Annotated in this window: 24 protein-coding genes and 1 riboswitch; of the genes, 17 read left to right on the forward strand and 7 right to left on the reverse strand. The window is 47.6% G+C overall.

Annotation, left to right across the window (positions count from 1 at the left end; all coding sequences use genetic code 11):
* Positions 1 to 90 precede the first annotated feature (90 nt).
* Positions 91 to 750: a 7-cyano-7-deazaguanine synthase QueC gene (gene queC, locus ACTHSX_RS04890; RefSeq protein WP_101755882.1), complete on the reverse strand. Its 660-nt coding sequence runs from the start codon at positions 748 to 750 to the stop codon at positions 91 to 93.
* A gap of 3 nt (positions 751 to 753) precedes the next feature.
* A riboswitch (PreQ1 riboswitch) is annotated at positions 754 to 799 on the reverse strand.
* A gap of 71 nt (positions 800 to 870) precedes the next feature.
* Here queC and ACTHSX_RS04895 point away from each other — a divergent pair.
* Positions 871 to 1,470 carry a CDP-alcohol phosphatidyltransferase family protein gene (locus ACTHSX_RS04895; protein WP_440376987.1) on the forward strand — a complete coding sequence of 200 codons (600 nt, stop codon included), beginning with the start codon at positions 871 to 873 and terminating at the stop codon, positions 1,468 to 1,470.
* 137 nt (positions 1,471 to 1,607) lie between these two features.
* Here ACTHSX_RS04895 and ACTHSX_RS04900 read toward each other — a convergent pair whose 3' ends face one another.
* Both ACTHSX_RS04900 and ACTHSX_RS04905 read right to left on the reverse strand, forming a co-directional pair.
* Positions 1,608 to 3,254: a Pycsar system effector family protein gene (locus ACTHSX_RS04900; protein ID WP_440377037.1), complete on the reverse strand. Its 1,647-nt coding sequence runs from the start codon at positions 3,252 to 3,254 to the stop codon at positions 1,608 to 1,610.
* A 382-nt stretch (positions 3,255 to 3,636) separates the two neighbouring features.
* Positions 3,637 to 3,921 carry a PepSY domain-containing protein gene (locus ACTHSX_RS04905; RefSeq protein WP_440376986.1) on the reverse strand — a complete coding sequence of 95 codons (285 nt, stop codon included), beginning with the start codon at positions 3,919 to 3,921 and terminating at the stop codon, positions 3,637 to 3,639.
* Positions 3,922 to 4,152: 231 nt separating this feature from the next.
* Here ACTHSX_RS04905 and ACTHSX_RS04910 point away from each other — a divergent pair, with 231 nt between their 5' ends.
* The 10 genes from ACTHSX_RS04910 (at position 4,153) to ubiT (ending at position 13,739) form a co-directional block, all read left to right on the forward strand.
* Positions 4,153 to 4,923 carry a PP2C family protein-serine/threonine phosphatase gene (locus tag ACTHSX_RS04910; protein WP_440376985.1) on the forward strand — a complete coding sequence of 257 codons (771 nt, stop codon included), beginning with the start codon at positions 4,153 to 4,155 and terminating at the stop codon, positions 4,921 to 4,923.
* A 156-nt stretch (positions 4,924 to 5,079) separates the two neighbouring features.
* Positions 5,080 to 6,822 carry a bifunctional alpha/beta hydrolase/class I SAM-dependent methyltransferase gene (locus ACTHSX_RS04915; protein WP_440376984.1) on the forward strand — a complete coding sequence of 581 codons (1,743 nt, stop codon included), beginning with the start codon at positions 5,080 to 5,082 and terminating at the stop codon, positions 6,820 to 6,822.
* 65 nt (positions 6,823 to 6,887) lie between these two features.
* On the forward strand, positions 6,888 to 8,174 hold the full coding sequence (locus tag ACTHSX_RS04920) for a phosphatase PAP2/dual specificity phosphatase family protein (protein ID WP_440376983.1): 1,287 nt from the start codon (positions 6,888 to 6,890) through the stop codon (positions 8,172 to 8,174).
* Positions 8,175 to 8,176: 2 nt separating this feature from the next.
* On the forward strand, positions 8,177 to 8,551 hold the full coding sequence (locus ACTHSX_RS04925; protein ID WP_440377036.1) for a hypothetical protein: 375 nt from the start codon (positions 8,177 to 8,179) through the stop codon (positions 8,549 to 8,551).
* A 63-nt stretch (positions 8,552 to 8,614) separates the two neighbouring features.
* Positions 8,615 to 9,322 carry a lysophospholipid acyltransferase family protein gene (locus tag ACTHSX_RS04930; protein ID WP_188209930.1) on the forward strand — a complete coding sequence of 236 codons (708 nt, stop codon included), beginning with the start codon at positions 8,615 to 8,617 and terminating at the stop codon, positions 9,320 to 9,322.
* A complete protein-coding gene (locus ACTHSX_RS04935) occupies positions 9,319 to 10,308 on the forward strand; it encodes a phosphatidate cytidylyltransferase (protein WP_440376982.1) in 990 nt (329 codons plus the stop codon). Before ACTHSX_RS04930 ends, ACTHSX_RS04935 begins: the two co-directional genes overlap by 4 nt.
* Positions 10,309 to 10,415: 107 nt before the next feature.
* Positions 10,416 to 11,036, forward strand: coding sequence for a DUF2238 domain-containing protein (locus tag ACTHSX_RS04940; RefSeq protein ID WP_440376981.1), 621 nt, complete (start codon positions 10,416 to 10,418; stop codon positions 11,034 to 11,036).
* Between the two features lie 334 nt (positions 11,037 to 11,370).
* On the forward strand, positions 11,371 to 12,378 hold the full coding sequence (gene ubiU, locus ACTHSX_RS04945) for a ubiquinone anaerobic biosynthesis protein UbiU (protein WP_003748766.1): 1,008 nt from the start codon (positions 11,371 to 11,373) through the stop codon (positions 12,376 to 12,378).
* Between the two features lie 10 nt (positions 12,379 to 12,388).
* On the forward strand, positions 12,389 to 13,306 hold the full coding sequence (locus ACTHSX_RS04950; protein WP_440376980.1) for a U32 family peptidase: 918 nt from the start codon (positions 12,389 to 12,391) through the stop codon (positions 13,304 to 13,306).
* A complete protein-coding gene (gene ubiT, locus ACTHSX_RS04955) occupies positions 13,293 to 13,739 on the forward strand; it encodes a ubiquinone anaerobic biosynthesis accessory factor UbiT (protein ID WP_440376979.1) in 447 nt (148 codons plus the stop codon). Before ACTHSX_RS04950 ends, ubiT begins: the two co-directional genes overlap by 14 nt.
* 150 nt (positions 13,740 to 13,889) lie before the next feature.
* Here the strand turns inward: ubiT and ccoP are convergent, their stop codons facing one another.
* From ccoP to ccoN, 4 genes are read right to left on the reverse strand one after another with little or no spacing between them, the layout of a single operon-like run.
* Complete coding sequence (ccoP, locus tag ACTHSX_RS04960; RefSeq protein WP_440376978.1) at positions 13,890 to 15,236, reverse strand: cytochrome-c oxidase, cbb3-type subunit III; 1,347 nt, start codon at positions 15,234 to 15,236, stop codon at positions 13,890 to 13,892.
* Positions 15,236 to 15,433 carry a cbb3-type cytochrome oxidase subunit 3 gene (locus ACTHSX_RS04965; protein WP_440376977.1) on the reverse strand — a complete coding sequence of 66 codons (198 nt, stop codon included), beginning with the start codon at positions 15,431 to 15,433 and terminating at the stop codon, positions 15,236 to 15,238. Before ACTHSX_RS04965 ends, ccoP begins: the two co-directional genes overlap by 1 nt.
* A gap of 4 nt (positions 15,434 to 15,437) precedes the next feature.
* Complete coding sequence (gene ccoO / locus ACTHSX_RS04970; RefSeq protein WP_063075589.1) at positions 15,438 to 16,049, reverse strand: cytochrome-c oxidase, cbb3-type subunit II; 612 nt, start codon at positions 16,047 to 16,049, stop codon at positions 15,438 to 15,440.
* Between the two features lie 24 nt (positions 16,050 to 16,073).
* Positions 16,074 to 17,507 (reverse strand): cytochrome-c oxidase, cbb3-type subunit I, encoded by a 1,434-nt coding sequence (gene ccoN / locus ACTHSX_RS04975; protein ID WP_188209933.1) that lies wholly within the window; start codon positions 17,505 to 17,507, stop codon positions 16,074 to 16,076.
* Positions 17,508 to 17,839: 332 nt separating this feature from the next.
* Between ccoN and ACTHSX_RS04980 the strand changes: the two genes are divergently transcribed.
* From ACTHSX_RS04980 to ACTHSX_RS05005, 6 genes are all read left to right on the forward strand, one after another.
* Positions 17,840 to 19,591 carry a M61 family metallopeptidase gene (locus tag ACTHSX_RS04980; RefSeq protein ID WP_440376976.1) on the forward strand — a complete coding sequence of 584 codons (1,752 nt, stop codon included), beginning with the start codon at positions 17,840 to 17,842 and terminating at the stop codon, positions 19,589 to 19,591.
* Positions 19,592 to 19,669: 78 nt separating this feature from the next.
* Positions 19,670 to 20,110: a TIGR01244 family sulfur transferase gene (locus ACTHSX_RS04985; protein WP_440376975.1), complete on the forward strand. Its 441-nt coding sequence runs from the start codon at positions 19,670 to 19,672 to the stop codon at positions 20,108 to 20,110.
* Between the two features lie 438 nt (positions 20,111 to 20,548).
* A complete protein-coding gene (locus ACTHSX_RS04990) occupies positions 20,549 to 20,845 on the forward strand; it encodes a helix-turn-helix domain-containing protein (protein ID WP_003680870.1) in 297 nt (98 codons plus the stop codon).
* A gap of 19 nt (positions 20,846 to 20,864) precedes the next feature.
* Positions 20,865 to 23,423: a [protein-PII] uridylyltransferase gene (gene glnD / locus ACTHSX_RS04995; RefSeq protein WP_440376974.1), complete on the forward strand. Its 2,559-nt coding sequence runs from the start codon at positions 20,865 to 20,867 to the stop codon at positions 23,421 to 23,423.
* Between the two features lie 791 nt (positions 23,424 to 24,214).
* The gene (locus ACTHSX_RS05000) at positions 24,215 to 24,694 is read left to right on the forward strand and encodes a pilin (RefSeq protein WP_440376973.1); all 480 of its coding nucleotides are present in this window, start codon (positions 24,215 to 24,217) and stop codon (positions 24,692 to 24,694) included.
* 104 nt (positions 24,695 to 24,798) lie between these two features.
* Positions 24,799 to 25,257 (forward strand): pilin, encoded by a 459-nt coding sequence (locus ACTHSX_RS05005; RefSeq protein ID WP_440376972.1) that lies wholly within the window; start codon positions 24,799 to 24,801, stop codon positions 25,255 to 25,257.
* Positions 25,258 to 25,302 lie beyond the last annotated feature (45 nt).

Genomic DNA, 25,302 nt, shown 5'->3' on the forward strand with positions numbered 1-25,302 from the left:
ACAAAATACATAGCCAAAGGCCGTCTGAAATGAATTTTTCAGACGGCCTTTTCGTACAACTGGATATTGGAAATAGATGCCCCTCTTAATTCAGACGGCCTTTTTACTTTCCAAATATTCTGATAAACCGCGCTCGCGCAAAATACAGCTTGGGCATTCATGACAACCACCGACCACGCCGTTATAACAGGTATGCGTATGCTCGCAAATGTAATCCAACACACCCATTTCATCTGCCAGCGCCCATGTTTGCGCTTTGGTTAAATACATCAAGGGCGTGTGGATTTGAAAAGCGTAATCCATGGCCAGATTCAGCGTGACATTCATAGACTTAACGAACACATCGCGACAGTCGGGATAACCCGAAAAATCGGTTTCACACACGCCGGCAATGATATGGCGTATTCCCTGCCCTTTGGCGTAAATAGCGGCGTAAAGCAAAAACAAAGCATTACGTCCATCTACAAATGTATTGGGCAGGCCGTCTGAAGCTGTTTCAATGGATGCCGTATCATCCATCAAGGCATTGTGTGTAATCTGTTGCATCAAGCTCAAATCGAGTACTGTCTGCTTCACGCCTAAATCTTGGGCAATCCAACGCGCGCGCTCCAATTCGATGGCGTGGCGTTGCCCATATTGAAAAGTGATGGCCTGCACATTTTCACGGCCATATGTTTGAATTGCCTGAATCAGGCAGGTTGTTGAATCCTGCCCGCCCGAAAAAATAACGAGTGCCTGCTGTTTTTCCATAGTAAATTCCTAGTTTTGTTAACGCGGGAGGTTTACGAACCGCGTGATTCGAAGATTGACGGATTATAACGGATTTCGTCTATAATCACGGCACTTCGTTTTCTTTTATATAGCATAATTATGAGCATCTACGCCCTGAAACCAAAATTTCAAAACCTGTTGCGTCCAATGGTTAAGCAACTGTATCAAAAAGGTATTACTGCCAATCAAGTCACTCTGTTTGCCTGCACCGTTTCCATTTTGATCGGTTTGCTTTTAGCATTGTTTGCAGGTGTATCCACACTATTCTGGCTTTTACCGATCTGGTTGTTTGTCCGTATGGCACTGAATGCAATGGACGGCATGTTAGCACGGGAGTTCGGTCAACAATCGGCATTAGGCGGCTATTTGAATGAAATCACCGATATTGTCGCCGATGCTGCTTTGTATCTGCCTTTTGCCTTTATCGCGCCCTTCGGCGGCGTACAAATTGCCCTGTTTATTTGGCTGGCGGCAATGACTGAGTTTTGCGGCGTTTTGGGACAAGTTCACGGCAACGGACGTCGTTATGACGGGCCATTCGGCAAAAGCGACCGCGCATTCTTTATCGGCGCATTAGCCGTATGGTATGCAATCGCCGGCAGCTTCCATTCGACTTTCTATATCCTTATGTGGCTGGCCTGCACGGCATTGGTTTATACCTGCTACAAACGTGTCATCAATGGTTTGAAGGCCGTCTGAAACTTGTCCACTTTTTGGGTTAATCATCATTGATTAGAGTATTTAAACCCATCCCTTGTTTTACTGAAAACAAAAAGGCCGTCTGAAACCGATAGTTTATGGTTTCAGACGGCCTTTTATTCAGTAGCCAAGATAACTTACTGTTTACCCAATTGACTGTAATCTACCAACATATACTTGGCAGTAATTTTCTGCGAAGCATTGCCTTCATCGCCCATCAGAATCATTTGAGGCTTGCCGTTAACGGTAATCGAATCAACGGCTTCAACATTGGTGATGTGTTGCAGATTAGGCAGAGAGATTTTTTGCGGTTCATCGGTCGGATTACCGCTCCAAGTCCACAGTTGTGAGAATTTCTGTCCATTCTCATCCTTCACTTCATTGGCAATCACGTAGGTTTTCAACACAGGATCATAGTTGAGGGAGCGGATACCGCCGCCATCAATATCAATTACGGCCACTTCATCAAACTCAGGCTTGGCATTTCGCTCAAACACATCTTTCGGATTGCTGATAAATGCAACTAAAGCCATATTGTTGAACTCAGGATCACGGAATCCCAAAACAAGACGTTTTTTCACCGGATCAAACGCCATGCCCTCAATATTGATTTCTTCAAAAGAAACCTCTGCCTTGGTTCGCTCGCGAATCAAATCATGCAGCTTGTGATCGGTTTCCAAAACCTGCGTCAGATTGTCGTAGCTGGTCAGCCCCAATACATTGCCGTCTTGGATTTTAAAGCGCATCAGGTGTTCACGGTCAGGCGAGCGGTTGCCTTTACGGGTGCGCGAATGTGAAGTCAGCGCGTAGATAAAGCCTTCATCATCGCGCGCCAAAGCCTCCAAGTCGCTGAGACGGCGTTTGAAACCGGTAATCACGCGCGTATCCAATGCCTCGTCTTCCACAAACCTGCCGGTTTTATCAATGCTGATGATACTGAACGCATGGTTTGGTTCGTCTTCCGCGATCAGCAGCTTACCATCCGGAAGCTGTTGTACAGCAGAAGGCTCAAATACGCCGTTAAACATATTGATACCCAGCGAACGCAGCTCTGCCGCGTCGTTGGCCGTAGGCGTCAGTAATGACGGCAATGTTTTCACGCCGATAAATGCCGCCAACGAAGCCAGCAAACCCCAGCGGAATACCGCATAAGATAAGTTAATGTATTTAAACTGTTTATCCGCCAACAAACCGAGCCAGTAAAGATGGTCGCTCATCTTTTCATAGATTTGTTTACGGTCGCCCATAATTTCCTGCATCATTTCCCAATATTGATCTTTTTGCAGTTTCACACGATCTTCATAAATCAAAATATTGGGTTGGCTGCCGCCAAAAAAACGCGTTTCAGTACTGCTGAGGCGGGTTTTCAAATCCCGCAACTTAGAACGGCCGCGGACAAAATCCTTAAGCCATGTACGCGCCGCCTGCATTTTGCCGATACGTTCCGGCGAAGCAGAAAGCAATGCAAACACGATAGACGCGGCGGCAGTAATCATAAACGTGCTGGCCGGAATCAAAAATTCGGGCGACGATGAAAAAATAAACGCGCCCGAAATCATCAGAGCAGAAACAATAAAACCATTCAGCGAAATCATAATGTTCGCTTTGGTTGCCGCCAGCGCCAACAATTCCATCTCCGAGCGTACGGCATTGCGGAACATGGTTTCCACGCCCTTATTCGTACCCAACAAATCAGGCGCATTCAAATCCCCGGCTTTATTTTTTTTCTTTTTCGCCTTGTCTTTTTTACGTTTGGCTTTCTTCTCACTTTTTTCAGACGGCATCTCAGGATGTTCAACCACTTCCTGACCTTCTACTGCTTCCTGAATTTCTACCTCGTCAGCCACTGCTTCAACTTCGTTTTCAACAACGCCGTTTTGCTTGCGTTCCCAAAAATCAACATCCTGTTGGGATTCGGCAGCTGTGCCGTCGTTTAAAGGCTTTTCTTGGTCGCCCACCAGCCTCGACTGACCATCTTCCTTCCAATCATTCAAACTCATATCATGACTCCCAACATCAAACACTTTGAATTAAATGGAAAATAAAAAGCATATTTAGTTCATTTATTTTAGGTAATTTACATGCTGTTTTACATTCTTTAAATGCCTAAATAGCAAACTGTCGCAGAACTAAAAGCCCTGCGACAATCCACTTTATATCGAAATATTAATAATCGATGCGCTCTTTGATAATTTTCAAATCAGGGTAAGACAAAACAATGTCGTACTCATGGCCATCTTTAAAAGCCTCAACCTCCAACACAGGCTGACCTCGACGGCTATCGGCATCAACATCGTGAACTTGATAGCCGCGTTTTTCCAACATTCTTACGGCTTTAGCACGGTTTTGCTCGAAGTTTTTGTCGCTGTAGATTTTGTTTTCGATGTAATCGCTGGCACCGGCAGTAGCAGCTGACAAAGCAACGATGACGGTCAATAAGAATTTTTTCATGTTTGATTTCCTTTTAAAATGTGTATTCGGGTTTCGATGGATGTATTAAAACATGACAAAATTAGCAGTTAATTAGTGCTTGGTTAAACACAGTAAAGGCCGTCTGAAAACTGTTCAAACGGCCTTGATCCTTAATCATCAAATTTCAAACGTATTGCCCAAGTGTAAATCCGGAGGGTTAGAAACGATGAAACGCCTGCAGCGAATCTCCACCCAACAAATGGACAAATCATGAACAAATTTTGCGAAATCACCTTTTGCCAACAAATCGGCAGCAATAAACAGCACAACCAAGATGCCCTTTTTAATGGCGAACAAGTGTTTCAATATAAACTCAAAACCGCTGAAACACGTCTTGAAACCCGTCCACGCTTTATCATCGGGATAGCCGACGGTATTTCCAATAGCAACCGTCCCGAAAAAGCCAGCAAATCAGCCATGCACCTATTAAGCCGTACAGCCCAACTCAGCCGTCAAACCATCAATCATGTACAAGCCGCTTTATCTCAAGAGTTGGCAGAGGATTATTTTGGTTCATCAACCACTTTTGTTGCCGCAGAAATCAACCAAACCACCGGAAAAACCAAAATCATCAGTGTAGGTGACAGTCGTGCCTATTTGATTGATACACAAGGAAAATGGAAGCAGCTGACGCAAGATCACTCGATACTCTCCGAATTGCTGGATGGTTTGTCGGATAAAAAAGAAGAAGGGTTCGCAACCATATATGGCGGCGTTTCTTCTTATCTAGTAGCAGATTATTCCGAATTCCAAGACAAAATATGCCATATCGAACTTACACTTAAAACAGGAGAAAGCCTGCTGCTTTGTTCAGACGGCCTAAGTGACGCCCTTTCAGAAGAAATAAGAGAAAAAATTTGGCAACAATATGATAACGATAAGTCCCGTCTGACTGTGTTTCGTAAATTAATTGCGAAACAAAGAGTTTATGATGATATGTCGGTAATAGTTTGTAAGGTTGTCCAAACACCCTCTATCTAACCTTTTAACAATCACTGTCATCCGTTTTAAGTGAAATTTGAAACCATCTTTTACCATTTCTCTCCATCATTACATTTGTCCGTCTATCGGATAGTCATTGCATTTATCCGATATGTCATGATACTGTTCAAAAAATATGACTATTAGGAGTTTCTCATGTCCGAACAGCAAAAATACTTTTCTACCCAAGACGGTACTTCGCTTTTCTACCGCTATCGCCCTGCTGCCGATGGTTCTTCCGACAAAGCCATTGTGCTGTTCCATCGCGGACATGAGCATTCCGGCCGGATGATGTTTGTTGCCGATGAGCTGGGTTTTGATGATTTTGCCTATTTTGCTTGGGACGCGCGTGGTCATGGTTACAGCCCTGGAGAACGCGGCGATAGTCCGAGTATCGGCACTTCGGTTGCAGACGTAGATGATTTTATCCGACACATCCAAAACGAATACGGCATCAAACCTGAAAACATTTGCGTGATTGCGCAAAGTGTCGGTGCGGTATTGGTTTCTACTTGGTTGCACGATTACGCGCCGAAAATCCGTTGCGCCGTATTGGCTTCGCCTGCGTTCAAAGTCAAACTCTATGTTCCGTTTGCCCGTACCGGTTTGAAAATTATGCAAAAATGGCGCGGCAATTTCTTTGTCAACAGCTATGTCAAAGCCCACTATCTGACCCACAATGTCGAACGTCAAAAAAGCTACGACAATGATCCGCTTATTGCCCGTGCTATTTCTGTGCGCATTCTGCTGGGTTTATATGAAGCGGCCGAACGCGTCGTTGCCGATGCACAAGCGATTACTACGCCTGTACAACTGTTGATTTCAGGCAGCGATTGGGTTGTTCATCACAAACCGCAACACGATTTTTACAACCGTTTGGGCAGCCATATTAAAGAGCGCCATATCCTGCCCGGTTTCTACCATGACACCTTAGGCGAGCAAAACCGTGAAATCGCGTTTGTTGAAATGCGCCGTTTTATCCGCGAGCGTTTCAATCAGCCTTTGCAACAAGTCGATCTGACTCAAGCGCACTTATTTGGAGACAGCCGTCGCGAAGCTGACGAACTGGCTACGCCTTTGCCTGTTTGCACGCCTCGCGGCGCATTTTGGGCGACATATCGCGCCTCGCTCAAACTGGGTTCGCGCTGGAGTGAAGGCTTGAGAATCGGTCAAGAAACAGGTTTTGATTCGGGCAGCACGCTGGATTACGTCTACCGAAATCAACCGCAAGGTAGCAATGCTTTCGGTGTATGGGTGGATAAATACTATCTCAACGCCATCGGCTGGCGCGGCATTCGCCAACGCAAAGTCAATATCGGCAAAGCCATTCAGACGGCCTCAACCAAACTGCGTGAAGCAGGCAAACCGGTACACGTTTTGGATATTGCGTCCGGTCATGGCCGCTATGTATTGGATGCTCTGACTGCCGATACTCTGCCCGACTCCGTACGCTTGCGCGATTACAGCCCGATTAATGTCGAAGCCGGCCGTAAGCTGATTGCCGAGCGCGGCTTGCAAGAGACAGTAACCTTCAATGAGGTCAATGCCTACGACCGCGCCAATTATCACGATTTACAGCCGCGCCCAACGCTGGGCATCGTCTCCGGCCTGCACGAATTGTTTGCCGACAACGATTTGATTTTGAACTCGATCTACGGCTTCGGCGAAGCCATTGAAACGGGCGGCTACCTGATCTACACAGGCCAGCCGTGGCATCCGCAACTGGAAATGATTGCCCGCGCCCTAACCAGCCACAAAGCAGGCAGCCCAAACTGGGTAATGCGCCGCCGCAGCCAGCAGGAAATGGATCAGTTGGTTGAAAAAGCCGGTTTTGAAAAAATCCATCAATGGATAGACGAAGACGGTATTTTCACCGTGAGCTTGGCAGTGAAGAAATAAAAATCAAGGCCGTCTGAACAATTTTTTAACTTTCAGACGGCCTTATTTAAACCATGTACCTATCCATGAAACCCTCCCTCAAAAACTCCCTGCTCAAGCTGATTTTAGTCGGTATCCTGTTTTACACCAGCTACGGCCTCTCCAACCATTACGCGGCATCGCTGGACTATGTGCCTGAAATCGCTTTTGCATGGGAGAGCAATATTCCGTTTTGGGCATGGACGATTGTGCCTTATTGGTCGCTGAACCTGATGTATGCCGCGGCATTTTTTCTTTACCGTGATATACATGAACAAAACCGATATGTAGTGCACATTGTAGCCGCCCAACTGATTGCGACTGCTTGCTTTGTGCTGTTTCCGCTACGTTTCGGGTGGCCTAAACCGCCTGCCGATGGGCTGTCAGGCTGGCTGTTTGATTCATTGGCTGCATTTGATTTGCCGTACAACCAAGCGCCATCTTTGCATATCGCGCTGGCGATTATCGTGGGTGTATTTTATTGGACGCGCTTTCCTAAAATCCGCCTGCCGCTTTTCTTATGGCAAAGCCTGATTGCCCTGTCGGTACTGACGACTTATCAACATCATTTTATTGACGTGCCGACCGGAGCATTGCTTGGCTGGCTGGTGTTGTGGGCTTTCCCGCGTCAGATGACTTCGCCGTTAAGACTGAGCTCAAGTGATGTACACTCAAAAAAGATTGCGCTGCTGTATTTGCTTGGCGCGTGTTTGATGGCTTTGCCTGCGCTGCTGGGTGGTGTGTGGCTGTGGTTTATATGGATTAGCATGTCTTTGCTGATGGTGGCCTTTGCCTATTTGACTGGAAATGCAAACATATTCCAAAAACAGGCTAACGGTAAATTATCGGCGGCAGTGACGGTTTTGCTATTACCTTATCTGGTGGGCGTACGGCTAAACATGGCGTATTGGTTACGCGGTAAGGCGAAAACGGCACAAGCCCGCCATGATGTATGGATTGGCAGCGTTTTGGGAATTTCAAACCATCTGCCTGCCGTATTGGATGTATGCGCCGAATATCCCTGCCGTAGCTATCAAGGCGAATATCGCTCCCTGCCTTTACTGGATATGGTAACGCCGTCTGAAAACGATTTGGTTCAGACGGCCTTGATATTGGAAACCTTGCGCCAAAAACACGGCAAAGTGCTGGTATGCTGCGCTTTGGGTTATGGAAGAAGTGCCGCAGTGGTGCTGACGTGGCTGCTGGTCTATGGTGGCTGCAAAGACTTGGCGCAAGCGAAGGCCGAACTCAAACAGGCTCGACCGCAAATGGTATTATCGCCGGCCACGGCCCAAGCAGTCGAAGCTGCGGCTAACCGTTTAAAACAAGGATAATGATGAACAACGCAACCGACAGCCGTATTACTGCCCACCTGCTCTCTACCGCACATTATGTTGCCGCCTGCAACGCCTTGCTGCTCGCCTTGTCGGCAAAATATGGTGGTGCATGGTTTGCGGTGCAACTTGTCTTGGCAGCGGTTTTGTTGTACTGCCATATCCGCATTCACTTCGACCACCGCGTGTTCCAAGACTTTGCCGACAACCACTACGCTCCTGAAGACTTCGACCACGCCTTACAACAAAACGGTTTGCGTCAAATTTCAGGCAGCCGTACTTTGACCCAACGAGTAAACGGTGCACTTTCCCTATGGCGCAAAAGCTTATGCCTGACCGCCGCCCAATTTTTAATTTTACTTATCCAAAGCATTTGATTATTTTTGCTGATTTACCCAAACCAAATCCTTAGCGGTATCTCACTCCCAAAGGCAGAAACAATGAAAAACTTCCTCAAAAAACAACTTGCCTGGCTGACCGACCAAGCCTTGTGTCTATCGGTCTCTTTTCTTACGGGCGTGCGCCCCAAAAGTCCGCGCGAGCTGACATTCAATCAGCACCAAAAGGTCTATTACGCCAATCACGGCAGCCATGGCGATTTTGTGTTGGTGTGGATTTCCCTGCCCCGCCGCTGGCGTTTATCCACGCGCCCAGTCGCCGGTTCGGATTACTGGCTGACGAGCAAACTCAAACGCTTCATCATTCAAAATGTTTTCAACGCCTTACTGATTCCGCGTCATAGCGATAATCCGCAAGCAATTACCGAACAGATGAAAGACGCGCTAAACGCAGGCGACTCCTTGATTATTTTCCCTGAAGGCACGCGTAACACTGACGACAACACTATCCTGCTGCCGTTCAAGTCCGGCATTTATCATCTGGCAAAAAGCAAACCCGATACTGAATTTGTGCCGATTTGGATCGACAACATCAGCCGCGTACTGCCCAAAGGCAAAATCCTGCCTATACCGCTTTTGTGTGAAGTCCATATCGGACAGCCGCTTACCTTGCAGGAAAACGAAGACAAAGACAGCTTTTTGACACGCAGCCGTGAAGCGCTGCTGGCACTTAGGCCGTCTGAAAACGACCGCAGCGAGCTTCGCCAAAATGAATCTGAAGTCCATCAAAACAAAGGAGGACAAGCATGAGCCTTTCTACGACTTCCCAACAAATCATTGTCGAACAAGCTGCCGCTCATCTGACTCCGCAAGCCAGCTATATTTTTGTCGGCGTATTTGCCGTATTGTGTTTTGCCAGCATCATCGGACAATGGCTCAAGCGCAAAAACGGCGCAGATAATGCCACCATAGCCAACCTCAACGCCCGTATTTACGCATGGTGGCTGATGACGTTGGTGTTGCTGGGTGCGTTTTGGTTCGGCAAAATTGGGACAGTTGTACTGTTTTTCCTGATTTCATTTGCCACACTACGCGAATTTATGACCCTCGTCTATCGCCGCCGCAGCGACTATTACAGCATGGTGGTCTGCTTTTACCTGCTGTTGCCGGTGCAATACTATTTCGTCTATGACGGCTGGTACGGCATGTTCAGCATTTTTATTCCGGTTTACGGCTTTTTGATACTGCCGATTATTGCCAGCCTCAGCGGCCAAACCGCGCATTTTTTGGAACGCGCCGCCAAAACGCAATGGATGGCGATGATTTGCATCTTCTGTCTGTCTCATGTTCCGGCGCTGATGTTTCTGGACTTGGACGGCTTCGATAACAGCAATAATATCTTGTTGCTGATCTTCCTGATTGGCGTGGTGCAAATATCGGATGTGTTGCAATACGTTTGGGGTAAACTGATTGGTGGGGCAAAAATCATGCCTTCGCTTTCCCCATCCAAAACTATTTCCGGCACAGTCGGCGGTATTTTGTCGGCCACAGCCATTGCCGCGTTGATGGCGCCGATTACACCGTTCTCGCACGGCCAAGCGGCCGTTATCGGCTTTATCGTCTGCCTGATGGGCTTCTTTGGCGGCCTGGTTATGTCTGCCATCAAACGCGATTACGGTGTCAAAGACTGGGGTAATATGATACGTGGCCACGGCGGCATGCTTGACCGCGTGGATTCGATTTGTTTTGCCGCACCCGTGTTTTTCCACATCACCCGTTATTTCTGGAACGGCTAAACTTCAGGCCGTCTGAAAGCTGTTTTCAGACAGCCTTGAATACTCGAAACTTCCAGCCTGCCAATTCGTTATACAATACGCAACCATTATTACTACATACACACAACATGAACAAACCCCCTCCAATCTTTCCCATTTTTCTTGCTGCGATTATCTTTGCCCTCATTGTTTGGTCAGGCATCAATCCCCATGACCGCGCTGTCTGGTACGCCGAAATCATCCCCGTCGCATCCGTATTCTTCCTTCTGGTTGTCACCTACCGCATTTTCCGCTTCAGCAACCTGGCCTACTTATTCATGAGTTTCTGGCTCATCATGCATTCCATCGGTGCATACTACACTTTTGCCGATGTGCCATTTGAATCCATCAACCGCTTTTTTGAACCGATTTTGGGCGAAAACCGCAATCATTACGACCGTATTGCCCATTACATCATCGGCTTCTACGCCTATCCAATGGCTGAGTGGCTGCTGCGCCGCAAGCTGTGCAATTTGCCGTTGGCCTTATTTTTCTCCCTGTTCTTCATTATGAGCGTGGCTGCTGCCTATGAAATCATCGAATGGCAATATGCCGTCATCGACGGCGGAGAAGCCGGACTGGAATTTTTGGGTTCTCAAGGCGATATTTGGGACGCGCAAAAAGACATGCTTGCCGATACTTTGGGCGCATTAACCTCGCTGTTTATTTTTGTGTTTACCCGCCCCGATAAACGTTTGGGTTCCTCTTAAATATATCTCTTTAAAATAAAAGGCCGTCTGAAAAAGATTTTCAGACGGCCTTTTTTTCATTTTTCTATCGCCATTATTGTAAAAATTAATAAATGCGATAGTTAAAAACATAAGCCGATTTTGAAACAAAATCCGTCATCAAAATTTTTAAGCACATGAAATATATAAAAAACAACGTCTGTAAAGATTTTGTAAACAATATGTCTACGTCAACCTGAATTTTTCGATTTGATTTAAGTCAGCATATCTTGTGTCATTAATCCATAAAATATCCGGAATTCTACAAAATATTGATTAACCCGATAGAGGTTATCATCAAGACGAGGAACACAAAATGCAGAAAATTCCAGAATTAGTCTGCCCCGCCGGCAACCTGCCTGCACTGAAAACCGCTGTGGACAACGGTGCGGACACGGTTTACATGGGTTTGAAAGATGCAACCAATGCACGAAACTTTCCGGGACTGAATTTCGATATGAAATCTGCGCGAGAAGGCGTAGCTTACGCCCATGCGCGCGGACGCAATGTACTGATGGCCATCAATACATTCGCACAAGCCGGCCAAGTGGAGCGTTGGCACGCTGCTGTGGATACAGCGGCGGATTTGGGTGCCGATGCGATTATTGTTGCCGACCCCGCCATCATGGCGTATGCGGCAGACAAACATCCGAATTTACGCCTGCATATGTCGGTACAAGGTTCGGCCACCAATTACGAAGCCATCAATATGATGAAAGAGCTGTTCGGCATCCGTCGTGCCGTTTTGCCGCGCGTGCTGACCATCGATCAGGTCAAACATGTGATTGACAATACTGATGTGGAAATTGAAGTCTTTGGTTTCGGCAGTTTGTGTGTGATGGTGGAAGGCCGTTGCATCTTGTCGAGCTATGCAACAGGCGAATCGCCCAATATGCAAGGTGTCTGCTCTCCGGCAAAATCCGTCCGCTGGGAACAACTGCCCGACCGCATGAACGTACGTCTAAACCAGGTATTGATAGACCAATACAAACCCAATGAACCGGCAGGTTATCCAACCTTGTGCAAAGGCCGCTTTGAAGTCAATGATGAAACCTACTATGCCTTGGAAGAACCGACCAGCCTGAATGTTTTGGAAATGTTGCCCGAACTCATCAAAATCGGTGTGTCCGCCATCAAAATCGAGGGACGCCAACGCAGTCCGATGTATACGGCGCAAGTAACCAAATCCCTGCGCCAAGCACTGGATGCAGCCGCAGCCGACCCGTCGCATTTCAAAGTCAATCCATCCTGGAACAATGCCTTGAGCAAAGTTTCGGAAGGTCATCAGACAACTTTGGGCGCATACAACCGCCCATGGAAATAAGGGGAAAAAAATGAATTCATTGAAATTGTCGCTGGGCCCTATTTTATTTTTCTGGCAAAAAGAAGCCCTGCTGGAATTTTACGTTTCCATGCTGGATACGCCGTTGGACACTGTTTATTTGGGTGAGGTAGTCTGCTCACGCCGTCAGAAAATGCGCTTTGCTGACTGGTTCGGACTGGCTGAAGACTTGGCGGAAAGCGGTAAGGAGATTATTCTTTCTTCACAAGTCCTGCTCGAAAGCGAATCCGATCTGAAACGCCTGCGCAAAATCACGGAGCAGGGAAAGTTTAAAGTTGAAGCCAACGACATGGGTGCGGTCAAATTGGCACGCGAACATGGCATCCCGTTTGTTGCCGGTGCAAGCCTGAATGTCTACAACGAAACCACTTTGGACGTATTCCGAACATTAGGGGCATTCCGCTGGATTGCACCGTCCGAGCTGAGCCGCGATAAGGTTGCCGAAATCATCAAGGCTTCAGACGGCATTGAAACCGAACTCTTCGCTTGGGGTAAAATGCCGCTCGCCTATTCATCACGTTGCTTTACCGCCCGCCATTACAATTTGAATAAAGACAGTTGCGAGTTCCGCTGCCTCGACCACGAGCACGGTATGGCCATGAATACGCGCGAAGGCCAGCCGTTTCTTACCATCAACGGCATCCAAACCATGTCTTACGGCTGCCAAAACCTACTGCCCCACCATGAAGACTTAAATAAAATCGGCATGAATATGCTCAGACTGTCGCCACAAATGCACAGCATGGCTGAAATTATCCAAATTCACCGTGATGTATTGGACGGAAAAGCCACATGGGAAGATGTTCGCCCCGAGTTGGAACGGCTGACTACCGGAACACTGGTTGACGGCTATTGGCGCGGTCAGCCCGGTATTGAAACTGTAAAGGAGGCATATTATGGAGCTGCCTGAAATCATATTACCCAAATGGATGGCGAAAATCGGTACCAAACTTCCCGGCAAACCTCCGCGCTTTGTTTTAGTCTCCGTGTTGAATACCATGCTGAAAAAAGGTTTACTGCCTGCCGATATGGAACTTTTTGCCGGAAGAAAATTCGAAATCGAAGTTTTGGATGCCGGTATTAAAGTGCGGTTTAGTGCCAATACGGAAAAATTCCTGGATGACAACTTCAGCGGTACCCCCGATCTGAGGCTGGCCGCCAACGGTATAGACTTCATGCGCATGATGATGCGCGAGGAAGATCCCGATACCTTATTTTTCAACCGTAAATTGCAAATTGAAGGCGATACGGAATTGGGATTAATTACCAAAAACTTACTCGACAGTGTCGAGTGGCCTTTCAGCGAATGGTTCCTGAAACGCAGTACATCCACTTTGGATTGATTAATTTTGGTTGAAACAAGAACAAAGGCCGTCTGAATGTTTCAGACGGCCTTATATATTTCGTCTCTTTAATATGTCTTTTCTTATCGGCTTTATCAAATATAAAAAAGCGTACCTTGTTAGGTACGCTTTTTTCAATCCGACTCAAAATTAGAATTTTGCACCGGACTCATTTGCCATAAAGTCTACAGCCGCTTTAACTTCATCGTCACTCAAGCTGCTGTTACCACCTTTGGCAGGCATTGAATTAAAACCTTCAAGCGCGTGTTTGTGCAAAGTGTCTTTACCTTGTTTGATACGGGGAGCCCAGTCTTCTTTTTTACCTACGACAGGAGCGCCTGGAATCATACCGCCATGACATGTTTTACAGTTGGCTTCAAAAACAGCTTTGCCATCTACCTTAACCGGAGCCGCTTCTGCTTTTTCAGCAGGTTTGGCTTCAGTAGCCGGAGCAGCTTTAGCATCTGAAGCTGCTTTATCGGCAGCAGGAGCTGAAGCAGCCGCCGGAGCTGATGCTTCGGCTACTGGAGCAGCTTGAGCAGGCTCGGCTTTTTTAGCAGGAGTTTTTTTACCGTCTTTGTTGGACAAACCCCAAACATAGGCGGTCATGATGTGCAGCTTGTCTTTGTCGAGGAAGTGACCCCAAGCAGGCATTTGGCTGCTGCGGCCGTTGGTAATGGTTTCGGTAATCGCTTTTTGAGTACCGCCCCACAACCATACATCATCGGTCAGATTCGGGCCGAGGCCTTGGATACCTTGACCTTTGTCGCCGTGACAAGTGAAACAGTTGGCAGGTGGGCCACTAAACAGGGCTTTACCGCGTTCTGCACGTTCTTCGTCGTATTGACCTTTAGGTTTAGAAAGAGACATAACATACTGTGTTACGTTTTTCACGCCTTCTTCACCCAAAGCAGGACCCCATGCAGGCATGGCGGCAGTACGGCCTTTTTCAATGGTTTCCTGAATCTTTTCAGGTTCACCGCCCCACAACCAGTCGTCGTCAGTCAGATTTGGGAAGCCTTTAGAGCCTTTGGCATCTGAGCCGTGACATTGGATACAGTAGGTATTGAACAGGTTTTGTGCAATAGCACGGGCTTCAGGATCTTTAGCCACTTTTTCAATCGGCATATTGGAAAATTTAGCATACACTTTACCGTATTGCTGATTGGCTTTGGCAACTTCTTCTTCATATTGGCCATGGCTGCTCCAGCCCCACAGGCCTTTGTAATCGCCGATACCGGGATACATAATCAGGTAGCCGACGCCAAACAGCCATGTGCAGACATAAAGCCAAAACCACCAATGTGGCAGAGGGTTGTTGTACTCCGAAATACCGTCCCACTCATGACCCGTGGTTTTTACTTCTTCACCTTTTTTAGGGCGTTTCACAACATTTTGCGAAAGCAGAAGCCAAGCCAGGCCGATGAAGCTGAGCACGACGATAACGGCAATATATATATTCCAGAAACTACTGGTAAATTGGGATGTTGTGTTCATTATTTTGCTCCGTGATCACGGACTGACTGAGCTTGATCGTCCTTTTCAGACGGCCTTTGTTCGTCATTATCGAAAATACTGCTGGCTGCATCATCATAGTTTTTTTTATTGCGTCTATTAAACACAATATAGAGGACTAAAATAAAGCTGATGAATATCCAAACAGTAAAGAGCGAGCGAGCCCAGTTAGCGTCCATGATGTTACCTTACGTTTTTCAATGCCAAGCCCAAGCCTTGCAGGTAGGCGATAACAGCGTCCAGCTCTGATTTGTTGGCCAGCATTTCAGGTGCTTTGGCAATTTCTTCATCGCTGTAAGGTGTACCCACTTTACGCAGGGCTTTCATATGCGCCACAGTTGCCTCGGCATCGACTTTATTGCGTGCGAGCCATGGGAATGCAGGCATATTGGACTCCGGCACAACGTCGCGCGGGTTCAGCAGGTGGATGCGGTGCCATTCATCGGAATAACGGCCGCCGACACGAGCCAAATCCGGACCGGTACGTTTAGAACCCCATTGGAACGGATGGTCATAAACAGACTCACCGGCAACGGAGTAGTGACCGTAACGTTCAGTTTCTGCACGGAATGGACGAATCATTTGAGAGTGACAGTTGTAGCAACCTTCGCGTACGTAAATATCACGACCGGCCACTTGCAAGGCGTTGTATGGTTTCACGCCTGGCGCAGGTTCAGTAACTGCCTTGGAGAAGAACAGCGGGACGGCCTCGATCAGAAGTCCGACGCTGACTACAAGCAGGGTGAATACAATCAGTACACCGACTTTTTCTTCAGCTAATTGTTGTAATTTCATTTTGGTAGCCTATCTTTCTTATCATTAGTGGTGTTGAGTTTGAGAAACCGCAGGAATCTCAGCATCAACTGCTTTACCACTGATAGCAGTACGGTAAACGTTATATGCCATGATGCACATACCGCTCAGGTACAGAAGACCGCCGGTGAAACGAATCATGTAGTAAGGCATGGTACGTTTTACAGATTCGACAAAGGAATAAGTCAGTGTGCCGTCTTCGTTCAAAGAACCCCACATCAGGCCTTGCATCACACCGGCAATCCACATCGCTGCGATATACAAAACCACACCGATGGTTGCAATCCAGAAATGCGCTTCAACCAATTTGGTGCTGTACATTTCGTTTTTACCGAAGAGGCGGGGAATCATGTAGTAAACGGAGCCGATGGTTACGAAGCCTACCCAACCCAATGCACCGGCGTGAACGTGTGCAACAGTCCAGTCAGTGTAGTGGCTCAGAGCGTTAACAGTTTTGATAGACATCATCGGGCCTTCGAAGGTAGACATACCGTAGAAGGACAGAGATACGATCAAGAATTTCAAAATCGGGTCGGTACGCAGTTTGTCCCATGCACCAGACAGAGTCATGATACCGTTGATCATACCGCCCCAAGAAGGTGCGAACAGGATCAAAGACAATACCATACCCAAAGATTGAGTCCAGTCAGGCAATGCGGTGTAGTGCAAGTGGTGAGAACCTGCCCACATATAAGTGAAAATCAAAGCCCAGAAGTGAACGACGGACAAGCGGTAAGAGTAAATAGGACGGCCTGCTTGTTTTGGTACGAAGTAGTACATCATACCCAAGAAGCCGGCTGTCAGGAAAAAGCCCACCGCATTATGGCCGTACCACCATTGAACCATCGCATCAATCGCACCAGCGTAAACCGGGTAAGATTTCATCAAACCAGCAGGGATGCTGATATTATTGACGATGTGCAACAGCGCAACAGCCAAGATGAAGCCGCCGTAGAACCAGTTAGCAACGTAAATATGTTTGATTTTACGTTTGGCAATCGTACCGAAGAATACGATAGCGTAGGCAACCCACACCAGCGTAATCAAAATGTCGATAGGCCATTCCAACTCGGCGTATTCTTTACCTTGGGTGTAACCCATGGGCAAGCTGATAGCCGCAGCCACGATGACAGCCTGCCAACCCCAGAAGGTAAATGCAGGCAACCAACCGCCAAACAGACGGGTATTACATGTACGTTGAACAACGTAGTATGATGTACCGATCAAACCGCAACCACCGAATGCAAAAATAACCGCATTGGTATGCAGCGGACGCAGGCGGCCAAAGTGGAACCAAGGTCCAATTTCAGATAAATCAAGGGATGGAGCAAATAATTGGGCGGCTACAATTACACCGACCAACATGCCCACAATACCCCAAACTACAGTCATGATGGCGAACTGGCGCACCACTTTGTAGTTATAAGTTTGTGTGTCCATGGAAGTCTCCATAAATTATGGGTATAAAAAATTTTTATCTCACCCCAACCCTTACGTTTATGAAAAGCGCAATACGGCTAAGGCTCAAATTTTTCTAAATTTAACATAGACACCACAACATGCCAAGCAAAATTACATTCCATATTGCATAAAACCTTTAGTGAGACATAATCTCATTTCTTTTATAATCAATAAATTATTTAAACATATCCAATAAATAGGGCACAGCATTTTTTCAAGCCCCCTTTTTCGTACAGATTTATTGATATAGATTAAACCTAACCTTTTAAAACACTTATCCTTAATAAACTTTAGCAAACTATACGATAGTTATGATTAATTACAAAATTACCCCCAACTTCCTGTCTCACGAATGGCATATCACCTTATCATTCACTCAAGCCAATGATTCTGAAACAGAAATCAGCCTTCCAAACTGGGTTCCCGGCAGCTACCTCATCCGTGACTTTGCCCGCCACATCACACACATCAGCGCACGCTGCAACGGTAAAGCCCAGCCGCTGACACAAACCAGCAAAAACCATTGGCGAACCCCAGCCCTCAGTGGAGCGTGGGAAATTTACTACACCGTCTACGCATTCGACTTGTCTGTACGCGGCTCGTTCCTCAGTACCGAGCGCGGCTTTTTCGACGGCGCATGCCTCTTCTTAAAAGTACATGGACAAGAGGAACAACCGCACCAAGTCGAATTTCCCACCCTGCCACACACATGGCAGATAGCCACAACCCTGCCCAAAATTTCGACAACCACTTTTCAGACGGCCTCATATGCCGAGCTGATTGATCACCCCGTTGAAACAGGCATCATCGAATTCCTCGACTTTGCAGCACAAGGCATTCCCCACCGTATTGCATTAAGCGGTATCTACCCCGATTTCGACCGTGCCCGCTTCCTCGCCGATATTCAAAAAATCTGCGAAACCGAGTTGGCGATGTTCCCCTCCCCTGCCCCGTTTACCGAATACCTTTTCCTACTACATCTGGGCGACAACCTCTACGGCGGACTGGAACACATCAGCAGCACCGCCCTTCTTGCCGACCGCCACAGTCTGCCATCTTACGATATGGGCGAAGCCGACAAAGCCTATACCGAATTACTCGGACTTTTCTCACACGAATACTTCCATGCATGGAACGTCAAATCCATCAAACCGGCCGTCTTCGCACCTTACAATCTCGACCAAGAAAACTACACCGAGCAACTTTGGGCATTTGAAGGCATTACCTCCTACTACGACGACCTCTTTCTCGCCCGAAGCAAAACCATCAGCCCCGAAGCCTACCTTACGCTGCTTGCACAAAGCATCACACGCGTACAGCAAACACAAGGCCGTCTGAAACAAACACTTGCCCAATCCAGTTTCAGCGCATGGGACAAGTTCTACAAACAAGACGAAAACAGCCCCAACGCCATCGTCAGCTACTATCAAAAAGGCGCACTGGCCGCACTTTGCCTCGACCTCATCATCCGTGAAAAAAGCCAAGGCAAATACACCCTCGACAGTGTAATGCAGCAACACTATCGCGACTGGTGCAACACCCATCAAGGCATACCTGAAAAACACTGGCAAACCCGTTGCCAAGAAATGACCGGTTTAGATTTAGCAACCTTCTTTCAGACGGCCTTATACAGCACCGAAGACCTTCCGCTCGCAGAATGTCTGCAAAGCGTAGGTGTCAAACTCGACTTTATCCCCCTGCCACGCCAGCACGGTGGAGCATTTGCCAGCGAACCCCAATCGGTTGCCCCCACCAATGATTTGGGCGCACGTTTCAAACAAAACGGCGACCATGCTGTCCTGACTCATGTATTTAACGGCGGCAGCGCAGAAAATGCCGGACTCTGCCCGCAAGACAAAATCATCGCCTTAGGCGGCTATGCCTGCAACGACCTTGCAGCGCAGTGGAGCAAACTGCCTATCGGCACACGCACCACCATCCATTTCTTCCGCCAAGGCCTATTGCGCGAAACCAGCATCACAGTTCAAGCAGCAGAAGCCAATACCGCCCTGCTGCACATTACCGATCGCCAAAAACTCGAAAACTGGTTGTACAATCATTAAATAAAACTTCAAACGGCCTACCACTTCCTAGGCTGCCTGAAATCAACATATCCGCTCAATATAAAGAAAGGAAAAACTATGCCCATCCGTAAACTGACCGACACCCTCTATATCGCCCCCCAACTGACCGAAGCCGATGTCCAAGAAGCCGTACGCTTCGGCATCCAAACCGTCATCTGCAACCGCCCGGACGGCGAAGAAGAAAACCAACCGGCTTTTGCCGAAGTGCAAAACTGGTTTAAAGAGGCCGGCATCAACCAATTCTCACACCAGCCCGTTGTTGCGCCTCAAATCAACGCAACCGATGTTGCAGCCTTCCAAAATCTGTTGCAACAATCTCCGGCTCCTATTCTTGCCTTCTGCCGCACCGGTACTCGCTGCTCCCTGCTTTGGGGTTATCATCAAGTGCAACACGGCGCATCTGTAGCCGAAGTAGTTGCCGCAGCCGAACAGGCAGGCGTCAATCTCAGCAACTTTGAAGCCCGCCTGCAAGAAGCCAAAGATAAAGGTCTGGCTTAATACTTAATTTATGTATAAGTAGCAGCCTTTAAACCAATCAGGCCGCCTGAAACCAATTCTTTCAGACGGCCTAATGACTTTTATTCACAATCAAACCTTATTTTTAATTTATTTCCACTATCCTAAAAATATATTTTCTAAATCAAGCCCGAATTGACCTGTATCAATACCCTAACCCTATTTTCATTTATAATGCCTTTCAATGCTTCAGGGCCAAGCCCGAATCCTCCAGTTTTCCTCTATAAGAGCCAGCTCTCTTATTAAATGATTTTTCTTTCCTCTTGATGTGTGTGTGTTTGGGTGTGGCCGAAAGCCACCCCCTTTTTTTTATACCTACTCTCTTTAAGGCCGTCTGAAAACTTTCAGACGGCCTTTCCTTTCCCCTCACAAAAATAGTATAAAATCCCCTTATCGTTCAAACCACAAACTCAAAACGCCATGGTCAATAAACTCACTCCCCCTCCAAGCCTGCCCGATCCGCAAGACCTCCGCGCCGTTATCGCTTACAACATGCGCCTCTACCGCGTTAATCACGGCTGGTCGCAAGAAGAACTAGCACGCCAATGCGGACTTGACCGCACCTACGTTTCCGCCGTCGAGCGCAAACGCTGGAACATCGCCCTTTCCAACATCGAAAAAATCGCATCCGCACTTAAAATCGCCCCGTACAAACTCCTCCTTCCGCCGCAAGAAATGCTCCGCCAAATGACCGAGCCTGCCGATACCCAAGCTTAATTCACAGCCAGATACCATCATGACCGCCGCCCAACAAGCCATCCAAACCTACCAGCAGCAAAAAGCCGCAGCAGAAACTGCCTACCGCAAAAACAACCGCCCTACCGTTTACTTCCGCGACCATATCGCCGCTGCTGAAACCCTGTTGCAAACCCTCTGGCAAATCCACTTCCCCGACAGTAACGACATCAGTCTCATTGCCATCGGTGGCTTCGGGCGTTGCGAACTCTATCCCCATTCTGACTGGGACTTAGCGATTATTTCCTCGACCCCATTTTCAGACGGCCTGCAACAACAAACCGCCCAATTTATCCAAACCCTTTGGGACGCACGCCTCAATCCCGCCATCAAAAGCGGCAGCATAGAAGAAATCCTCCAAAGCACCCAAAACGACATTACCGGCGAAACCGCCTTTCTAGAAGCACGCCACCTACAAGGCAATGCCGACCTTACCGCCCAGCTGCTAAACAAACTCAACACACGCCGCGACACAGCCGCCTTTATCGAAGCCAAACTCCTCGAAATGGAGCAACGCCATACCAAATCCCAAGGCACAGGCGCACAACTCGAACCCAACATCAAAACCTGCCCCGGCGGCCTGCGCGACATCCACACCCTTATTTGGACAGCCAAAGCACAAGGCATAGACAGCAACCCCACCGCCCTCGTTACCGCCGGCGTCCTTACACGCACCGAAGCCGGCATGCTGGCTCATGGCTACCGCCGCCTCGCCAACATCCGCATTCACCTCCACCTTACCGCCGACCGCTCCGAAGACAGGCTGCTTTTCGACTACCAGTCCCAAGTTGCCGAAAGCTTAGGCTATACCCAACCCGACATCCGCGGCCGAAGCGAAGCCCTGATGCACACCTTCTACCGCGCCACCAAAGCCATCAAACAACTCAACGGCATCCTCATTCCGGTTCTCAAAAACCATCAAACCCCCGGCCGCCTCCAGCACATCCACCCCATCGACAGCCGCTACAAACGCATCGGCCACCAAATCGCCGCCAACGACCTTGCCCTGTTCGAACAAAATCCCGAACACATCTTCACCATCATCCAAACCATGCAGGAGCAAAACATCACCACCATCGAGCCGCAAACCCTGCGCGCATGGTGGGCGGCCACACGAAAAATCAACACCCGTTTCACCCAAAATCCAGAAAACCGCCGCCGCTTCATCCAATTCTTCAAACACGGCACCGGCCTTACCCAAACCCTCCGTTTTCTCAACCTCTACGGCGTACTTGGCCGCTATCTCCCCGCATGGGAAAAAATCATCGGCCTGCTCCAACACGACCTCTTCCATATTTACCCCGTAGACGACCACATCCTGACCGTCGTCCGCAATATGCGCCGTCTCGCCATCGAAACCCACAGCCACGAAATGCCCGAAGCCAGCGCCATCATGCAGGCCTATCCGCGACCACATGTCCTCTACACCGCCGCCCTGCTGCACGACATTGCCAAAGACCGTGGCGGCGATCACGCCAAAGAAGGCATCAAAGACGCACAACAATTCGCTGCCAACCACTACTACACCGAAGAAGAAAGCCACCTCCTCGCATGGCTGGTTGAAAACCACCTGCTCATGTCCACCGTTGCCCAAAAAGAAGACATCCAAGATCCCCATATCCTCCAAGCCTTTTGCCGCCGTATTCCCACACGCGAATACCTTGACGCACTCTACCTACTTACCATTGCCGACATCCGCGGCACCAACCCCAAACTTTGGAACACATGGCGCGCCAGCCTGCTCCAAACCCTCTACCACAGCACCGCCGCCGTTTTAAACAGCAAACACCACGATCCCGAACGCCTCCCCAACCGACGCGAACAAGCCTCGACCGATCAGCTCACGCGCGCCGCCGTCCCCCTCAAAAACCAACAAAAACTCCGTCGCATCCTCGGCAGCGCATACTACGTCCGCCATCAAACACGGGAAATCCTCTGGCACACCGCAAACCTCGCCTACGACACCGAAAGTCCGGCCGTCCGCAGCCGCATCCTTCCCCAAAGCAACAGCCTTCAAGTCATGGTATTCATGCCCAATGGCGACCGCCTCTTCGCACGCCTCTGCCGCATCTTCAGCAGCCACCGCTTCGACATCCAAGCCGCCCGTGCCTTTATTACCGAGCACGACTACATCCTCGACACCTTTATCCTCCAACTTCCTGACAATCTCCCGCCCGAAGAATATCCCGACCGCCAAAGCGCACTCGAAGCCGAACTCAACAGCTTCATCCACGGCAATACCACCGTCCAAAAACAAAGCGGCCGCCCGCACATCAGCCGCCGCATCCGCCACATCCCCATTCCGCCTACCGTAATCATCACCCCCGAAGAAGATTATCCCGGCTGGCACACCATAGACATCACCGCAGTCAACCGCCCTCACCTCCTCGCCGACATCGCCGAGACCTTCTTCGCACACAACATCAGCCTGCGCTACGCCAAAATCACCACCTTGGATCAGCGCATTGAGGACAGCTTCATCACCTACAGCCCATCCCTGCAAGACCCGCAAACCCAAAACACCCTAAAACAGGCATTGATCGAAGTCTTAACCCCATAAAGGCCGTCTGAACATCTTAAAAACATAGGGTGAGCATTTTTTGCCCACCCTAATCACATCCAAAAATATAAACATCCTGAATATACCCTTCTAAAACACTTAAGAAATCCAAAGCCTTAAAATTTAAAACCAGAACTTCCTTCTGACATAAAACTACATTCCAAAATCATAACTCATATGAATATAATTCTAATAACAAATTTTCATTCACCTATTACGCCAAATTCTCTTCAAAAATACTTCCTTTCAAATCTTTTCCTCATCCGTATTCAAACAAAATACGCATAAAAAATAAAACCCATAAAAAACAAAAAAATAAAATCACAAGATATTAAACCCACCGATTAATCCATAAAAACACCGCCCATCTAAATCAATTAACATATTATTAACCAAGCCAAATTTCTGACAAAAAACGTCACATAACCAAACTTGCACACACTCTCTGTCACAAAAAACACAAAACTGACAAAAAACGTCAACCCCCTAATTTTCCTAAAATCCTGAAACTTTCAAACAAAACCACAAAAAACTTAAAAATTAAAAAATAATCCCAATAAAAACAATAAACAAAAAATAAAAAATAAATTTTTTAATCAATTTTGCGCACTTGGCACACAGACTGCTTGAAGCAACACGTCCGATAAGGCCCAAGCCTCAAAGCAGCAAGCCCGACGGAAGCTGTATATTCCTTCTTACTTATGGTTTACTCATAATACATAGTGCCAAGCACATTACGGACTTTTTACTTAAACACAATTATTCACACTTTCAAACTGGAGTTTTAATCAATGAAAGCAATCCAAAAAGGTTTCACCCTGATCGAATTGATGATCGTTATCGCGATTATCGGCATCTTGGCAGTTATCGCCCTGCCTGCATACCAAGACTACACTGCACGTGCTCAAGTTTCTGAAGCCATCTCTTTGATGGAAGGTCAAAAGTCTGCTGTGGTTGAATACTATGCAGATAAAGGCAAATGGCCTACTAGTAATGCCGAAGCAGGTATTGCAGATAAGGAAAGCATTAAAGGTAAATATGTTGCACAAGTAGAAGTTGGTAGCAATGGTATTATTACTGCCACAATGAAAGATAGTGACGTAAATAACGAAATTAAAGAAAAAACCGTATCACTTACTCCAACAGCAACTACAACTACAGGACAAGGTCAAAATGCCAAAACATCTGGCAACGGATCTTTTACTTGGACTTGTAAATCAGGTACAACCAATGGCGTAGATTCAAAATTCTTACCTTCTTCTTGCCGTTAATAATTTGTTACCAACAAATTTAAAAGCTTATAAAGCAAATCCCATAAATATAATTATGGGATTTGCTTTATAAAATAAAAATAAGAAAACGATATACTCAAAAAATGAAAAAACTACGCAAAACCCAAACCGGTTTTAGCCTGATTGAGTTGATGATTGTTATCGGCATTATCGGCATTTTGGCAGTAGCAGCTCTTCCCGCATACCAAAACTATGTTGCCAGAGCACAAGTAGCAGAAGGCATCATGCTTGCCGGCAGTATGAAAAGCTACGTCGAAGAAGCCTATGCAAATAAAGGCAGCTTGCCGCTTGACCTAAATATCAAGCAACTCGCTTCAGACGACAATAAAGTCGGCAACTATGTAAAGATTGTCCGTATTGAAGATAACGGCACCATTGTTGCCGCCATCGGTAATCAAGCCGCTGTTCCTGTGAAGAATACCGAAATCCACCTGACACCAAGTTTTGCAAAAACAGGGGCTACTAAAGGTACAACAGTTTGGTCTTGCGGTGGCACCATGGATACACACTTCCTTCCCGTATCCTGCAAACAGAGCCTGTAAGCTTATTTCCCAAAACACAAAAATACATTGCGAAGAAAATACCCC

This window comes from Neisseria sp. P0014.S002 (assembly GCF_051958295.1).
GTDB classification, from domain to species: Bacteria; Pseudomonadota; Gammaproteobacteria; order Burkholderiales; family Neisseriaceae; genus Neisseria; species Neisseria flavescens_B.

Bases quoted from the DNA above. Each gene is read 5' to 3' on its own strand.
- ACTHSX_RS04965 (WP_440376977.1), bottom strand. From the start codon at position 15,433: ATGGACGCTAACTGGGCTCGCTCGCTCTTTACTGTTTGGATATTCATC.
- ACTHSX_RS04895 (WP_440376987.1), top strand. From the start codon at position 871: ATGAGCATCTACGCCCTGAAACCAAAATTTCAAAACCTGTTGCGTCCA.
- ACTHSX_RS04935 (WP_440376982.1), top strand. From the start codon at position 9,319: ATGAGCCTTTCTACGACTTCCCAACAAATCATTGTCGAACAAGCTGCC.
- ACTHSX_RS04910 (WP_440376985.1), top strand. From the start codon at position 4,153: ATGAACAAATTTTGCGAAATCACCTTTTGCCAACAAATCGGCAGCAAT.
- ubiT (WP_440376979.1), top strand. From the start codon at position 13,293: ATGGAGCTGCCTGAAATCATATTACCCAAATGGATGGCGAAAATCGGT.
- ACTHSX_RS04950 (WP_440376980.1), top strand. From the start codon at position 12,389: ATGAATTCATTGAAATTGTCGCTGGGCCCTATTTTATTTTTCTGGCAA.
- ACTHSX_RS04980 (WP_440376976.1), top strand. From the start codon at position 17,840: ATGATTAATTACAAAATTACCCCCAACTTCCTGTCTCACGAATGGCAT.
- ACTHSX_RS04920 (WP_440376983.1), top strand. From the start codon at position 6,888: ATGAAACCCTCCCTCAAAAACTCCCTGCTCAAGCTGATTTTAGTCGGT.
- ubiU (WP_003748766.1), top strand. From the start codon at position 11,371: ATGCAGAAAATTCCAGAATTAGTCTGCCCCGCCGGCAACCTGCCTGCA.
- ACTHSX_RS05000 (WP_440376973.1), top strand. From the start codon at position 24,215: ATGAAAGCAATCCAAAAAGGTTTCACCCTGATCGAATTGATGATCGTT.
- ACTHSX_RS04900 (WP_440377037.1), bottom strand. From the start codon at position 3,254: ATGCCGTCTGAAAAAAGTGAGAAGAAAGCCAAACGTAAAAAAGACAAG.
- ccoO (WP_063075589.1), bottom strand. From the start codon at position 16,049: ATGAAATTACAACAATTAGCTGAAGAAAAAGTCGGTGTACTGATTGTA.
- queC (WP_101755882.1), bottom strand. From the start codon at position 750: ATGGAAAAACAGCAGGCACTCGTTATTTTTTCGGGCGGGCAGGATTCA.
- ACTHSX_RS04940 (WP_440376981.1), top strand. From the start codon at position 10,416: ATGAACAAACCCCCTCCAATCTTTCCCATTTTTCTTGCTGCGATTATC.
- glnD (WP_440376974.1), top strand. From the start codon at position 20,865: ATGACCGCCGCCCAACAAGCCATCCAAACCTACCAGCAGCAAAAAGCC.
- ACTHSX_RS04905 (WP_440376986.1), bottom strand. From the start codon at position 3,921: ATGAAAAAATTCTTATTGACCGTCATCGTTGCTTTGTCAGCTGCTACT.
- ccoN (WP_188209933.1), bottom strand. From the start codon at position 17,507: ATGGACACACAAACTTATAACTACAAAGTGGTGCGCCAGTTCGCCATC.
- ACTHSX_RS04925 (WP_440377036.1), top strand. From the start codon at position 8,177: ATGAACAACGCAACCGACAGCCGTATTACTGCCCACCTGCTCTCTACC.
- ACTHSX_RS05005 (WP_440376972.1), top strand. From the start codon at position 24,799: ATGAAAAAACTACGCAAAACCCAAACCGGTTTTAGCCTGATTGAGTTG.
- ccoP (WP_440376978.1), bottom strand. From the start codon at position 15,236: ATGAACACAACATCCCAATTTACCAGTAGTTTCTGGAATATATATATT.
- ACTHSX_RS04990 (WP_003680870.1), top strand. From the start codon at position 20,549: ATGGTCAATAAACTCACTCCCCCTCCAAGCCTGCCCGATCCGCAAGAC.
- ACTHSX_RS04930 (WP_188209930.1), top strand. From the start codon at position 8,615: ATGAAAAACTTCCTCAAAAAACAACTTGCCTGGCTGACCGACCAAGCC.
- ACTHSX_RS04985 (WP_440376975.1), top strand. From the start codon at position 19,670: ATGCCCATCCGTAAACTGACCGACACCCTCTATATCGCCCCCCAACTG.
- ACTHSX_RS04915 (WP_440376984.1), top strand. From the start codon at position 5,080: ATGTCCGAACAGCAAAAATACTTTTCTACCCAAGACGGTACTTCGCTT.